Origin of the sequence: Streptomyces sp. 5-10, assembly GCF_014712245.1 — a bacterium.
Classification (GTDB): Bacteria; Actinomycetota; Actinomycetes; order Streptomycetales; family Streptomycetaceae; genus Streptomyces; species Streptomyces violaceusniger.
Map to the genome: position 1 here is coordinate 1 of NZ_JACVYG010000147.1, position 4,779 is coordinate 4,779.

General features: G+C 72.3%; 1 pseudogene. It reads left to right on the top strand.

Annotation, left to right across the window (positions count from 1 at the left end):
* Positions 1-4,779, top strand: a pseudogene (locus IEJ02_RS47430) (SDR family NAD(P)-dependent oxidoreductase); the annotation flags it as partial.

A 4,779-nucleotide genomic window follows, 5' to 3' on the forward strand; every position in this document is an offset into this window, starting at 1 on the left:
AACCTGCGGCAGACCGTTGAGCTGGAGGCCACCACCCGAAAGCTGTTGGATGACGGCCACGGCGTGTTCATCGAGGCCAGCCCGCACCCGGTGCTCACGCTTCCGGTTCAGCAGACGGTGGAGGCCGCTGAGGCCCAGGCGGTGGTCGTGGGCACACTGCGGCGCGACGAGGGCGGTCTGGAGCGGTTCCTGACCTCCGCCGCCGAGGTGTTCGTGCGGGGCGTCGCGGTGGATTGGCCCGCCCTGCTGGAGGGCCGTGGCGCCCGCCGGGTGGAGCTGCCGACCTACGCCTTCCGGCGCCAGCGGTACTGGCTGGATGTGTCGGCCGCGGAGATGTCCGCCGCCGACGGTTTGGCCGCGGACGCGGTGGACGCCCGCTTCTGGGAGGCGGTGGAGCGCGAGGACCTGGAGGCGCTGGTCCGCACGCTGGCGGTGGAGGACGAGGAGCAGCAGTCGTCGTTGATGGCGTTGCTTCCGGCGCTGTCGTCCTGGCGGCGTCAGCGGCGTGAGCAGAACACGGTGGACGGTTGGCGTTACAAGGTGGTCTGGAAGCCACTGCCGTCCTCCACCGAGGCGGCCCTTTCGGGCACCTGGCTCGTGGTCCTCCCCGCGTCGCACGCCGACGATGCCCTCGTGACCGCCACGGTGAACGGGCTGGGGACAAGCGGTGCCGACGTCGTCCGGGTGGTGCTGGACGGATCGGGCAACGACCGCTGGACCGTGGCGGAGCGGCTGCGGGCGGCGCTCGACGAGGCCGAGGCGGAGTCTTCGGGCGTGGCGGGCGTTTTCTCGCTGCTGGGTCTTGACGAGTCGGGGCACACGACGTTCGAGGTGGTGCCCGCCGGCCTGGCGGCCACGGTGGCGCTGGTCCAGGGGCTCGGTGACGCGGGTGTGGTGGCTCCGCTGTGGTGCGGCACCCGGGGTGCGGTGTCGGTGGGGCGGTCCGACCGGCTGGTGAGCCCGGTGCAGGCGATGGTGTGGGGGTTGGGCCGGATCGTGGGGGCGGAGTACCCCCAGCGCTGGGGCGGCGCGGTCGATCTGCCCGAGACCATGGACGGCCGCGCGGTGGCCCGTCTGGCCGGAGTGCTGGCGGGCACGGACGGCGAGGACCAGGTCGCGGTGCGCGGCTCCGGTGTGTTCGCCAAGCGCATGGTGCGGGCCTCGGCGGCTGAGGACGTCGAGGGTCGGGGGTCCTGGCAGAGCCGCGGTTCCGTGCTGGTCACCGGCGGTACGGGTGCGCTGGGCGGTCATGTCGCCCGCTGGCTGGCGCGTACGGGTGCCGAGCATCTGGTGCTGACCAGTCGCAGTGGTATGGAGGCCGAGGGCGCCGCCGAGCTGAAGGCGGAGCTGGAGGCCATGGGCGCCCGGGTGACGATCGCGGCGTGTGACGCGGCGGACCGTGACGCGCTGGACGCGGTGCTGCACGCGATCCCACCGGAGTTCCCGCTGACCGCCGTGGTGCACACGGCCGGTGTGCTGGATGACGGTGTGGTGGACGCCCTCACGGTGCGCCGGGCGGCCGGGGTGCTGCGCCCGAAGGTGGACGCCACGCGGAACCTCCATGAGCTGACCGCCGGGATGGACCTGTCCGCCTTCGTGCTGTTCTCCTCCGGGGCGGGCACCTTGGGCGGCCCGGGCCAGGGCAGCTACGCGGCGGGTAACGCCTACCTCGACGCGCTGGCGTTGCAGCGGCGCGCGGACGGGCTACCGGCCACGTCCATCGCCTGGGGCGCCTGGGCCGGAGGCGGCCTCGGATCCGGCGAGGTCGGCGAGCGGATGGACCGTTCCGGCATGGTCGGAATGGTGCCAGAGCTGGCGATCTCCGGCATGCAGCAGGCACTTGAACTGGACGAGACCTTCCTGGTCATCGCCGAGATCGACTGGGATCGCTTCCGGCCGGAGTTCGTCGGTTCACGCCCGAGCGCGCTGTTCCGTGAGCTGCCCGAGCTGAACCGCCCCGCTGCCGCCACCGGCGCGGACACCGGCGACGGCGACGACGCCATTTCCGTGCTGCGCCGGGAGATGGCGAAGCTGTCCCCTGCCGAGCGGCCGGGGCTCCTCCTGGAGCTGGTACGCAACCAGGCCGCCGACGTCCTCGGTTACGACAGCGCGGACGCGGTGGAGGCCGACCGTGCCTTCCGCGACCTCGGCTTCGACTCGCTGACCGCCGTCGAGCTGCGCAACCGCCTCGGCGTGGTCACCGGGCTCCGGCTGCCGGTCACCTGTGTCTTCGACTACCCGACCGCCACGGTTCTGGCCCGGTACCTGTACACCGAGATGTTCGGCGACCAGCCGGTCACGTCGGGCGCCACCGCCGCCGCACCCCAGCGGCCGGACGACAAGCCCATGGCCACCGATGAGCCCATCGCCATCATCGGCATGAGCTGCCGGTTCCCCGGCGGGGTGCGCAGCCCCGAGGATCTGTGGAACCTGCTGATGGCCGAAGGGGACGTGATCTCGGCGTTCCCCGAGGACCGCGGCTGGGACATCGACGGTCTCTACGACCCGGACCCCGAGAAGTCCGGCACCAGCTACGTCCAGGCGGGCGGCTTCCTCGACGAGGTCGGCCACTTCGACCCGGGCTTCTTCGGGATCTCGCCGCGTGAGGCCATGGCGATCGACCCGCAGCAGCGGCTGCTGCTGGAGACCTCCTGGGAGGCGTTCGAGCGCGCCGGCATCGACCCCGTGGCACTGCGCGGAAGCCAGACCGGAGTCTTCGTCGGCTCCAACTACCACGACTACGGCTCGCGCATCCTGAGCGACGCCGAGGGAGTGGAGGGGTACCTCGGACTCGGCAGCGCTCCCAGCGTCTCGTCCGGCCGCATCTCCTACACCTTCGGCTTCGAGGGGCCGGCCGTCACGGTGGACACCGCGTGCTCCTCGTCGCTGGTCGCCCTGCACCTGGCCTGCCAGTCGTTGCGGCAGGGCGAGTCCTCCGTGGCGCTGGCCGGCGGTGTGACGATCATGGCCACACCGGGCACGTTCGTCGAGTTCAGCGCCCAGCGCGTGCTGTCCTTCGACGGGCGGTGCAAGGCGTTCGCCGCATCGGCCGACGGCACCGGCTGGTCCGAGGGCGTGGGCATGCTGCTCGTGGAGCGGCTGTCGGACGCCCAGCGCAACGGCCACAAGGTGCTGGCCGTCATCCGGGGTTCGGCCATCAACCAGGACGGTGCGTCCAACGGTCTGACGGCGCCGAACGGCCCGTCGCAGCAGCGGCTGATCGAGCAGACGCTGGCCGGTGCCCGGCTGACCTCCGCCGACGTGGACGTGGTCGAGGCCCATGGCACCGGCACTCCGCTCGGTGACCCGATCGAGGCGCAGGCACTGCTGGCCACCTACGGCCAGGGCCGCCCCGAGGGCCAGCCGCTACTGCTGGGCGCCATCAAGTCCAACATCGGTCATACGCAGGCCGCCGCCGGTGTCGCCGGGGTCATCAAGATGGTGATGGCCATGCGCGAAGGCACCCTTCCCAAGACGCTGCACGTGGACGAGGCGTCGCCGCATGTGGACTGGTCGGCGGGCGACGTGGAACTGCTGACCGAGGCGGTGCCCTGGCCGGAGCGGGGCCACCCGCGCAGGGCGGCGGTCTCCGCCTTCGGTGTGAGCGGCACCAACGCGCACACCATCATCGAGCAGGCGCCGGTCTCCGGCGAGCCGGAGGCGCCACGGGCCGAGGAGGCNGTCTCCGGCGAGCCGGAGGCGCCACGGGCCGAGGAGGCCCCGGACACCACCGCGGCCCCGGTGCCGTGGATCCTGTCCGGCCGGACCGACGCCGCCCTCCGGGGTCAGGCCGAGCGGCTGCGGGACCAACTGGCCACGGCCACCGAAGAGTTCATGCCCACCGTGGACATCGGCTATTCCCTCGTGACGAGCCGGTCTCTCTTCGACCACCGGGCTGCCCTGGTCGGCGAGGATCGCGCGGACATGCTGCGCGGCCTCGAAGCCCTCGCGAAGGGCGAGACCGCGCCCGGCGTCGTACGCGGCGTGGCGGGGGCGGCCGGCAAGACGGCGTTCCTGTTCTCGGGCCAGGGTGCGCAGCGCCTCGGGATGGGCCGGGAGCTGTACGACGCCTTCCCGGTGTTCGCCGACGCGTGGGACGAGGTGTGCGCCCACCTGGACGGTCTGCTCGACCGTCCGCTGCGGGAGGTGGTGTTCGCGGAGGAGGGGAGCGCGGACGCCGAGCTGCTGGACCGGACGGCGTTCACCCAGCCCGCGCTGTTCGCCGTCGAGGTGGCGCTGTTCCGGCTGCTGGAGCACTGGGGTGTCCGCCCGGACGTGCTGATCGGCCACTCCNGCCCGAGGGCGGCGCCATGGTGGCGGTCCAGGCGTCGGAGGAGGAGATCTCCGGATCGCTCACCGGCCGTGAGGCCGAGGTGAGCATCGCCGCCGTCAACGGCCCGACCTCCGTGGTCATCGCGGGTGACGAGGCACCGGCGCTGGAGATCGCCGCCGAGTGGGAGCGGCAGGGCCGCAAGACCCGCCGGCTGCGGGTCAGCCATGCCTTCCACTCGCCCCGCATGGACGCGATGCTCGGCGACTTCCGCAAGGTCGTCGAAGAGTTGTCCTTCGCCTCTCCGAGGATTGCCCTGGTATCCAACGTGACCGGTCAGCCGGCCGCCGCCGATGAGGTGTGCTCCGCGGAGTACTGGGTCCGCCATGTGCGGGAGGCGGTGCGGTTCGCGGACGGCGTGCGGGCGCTCGAGGAGCAGGGCGTCTCCCGGTTCGTCGAGGTCGGCCCCGATGGAGTGCTCTCGGCGATGGCACGCGAGTGCCTGACGG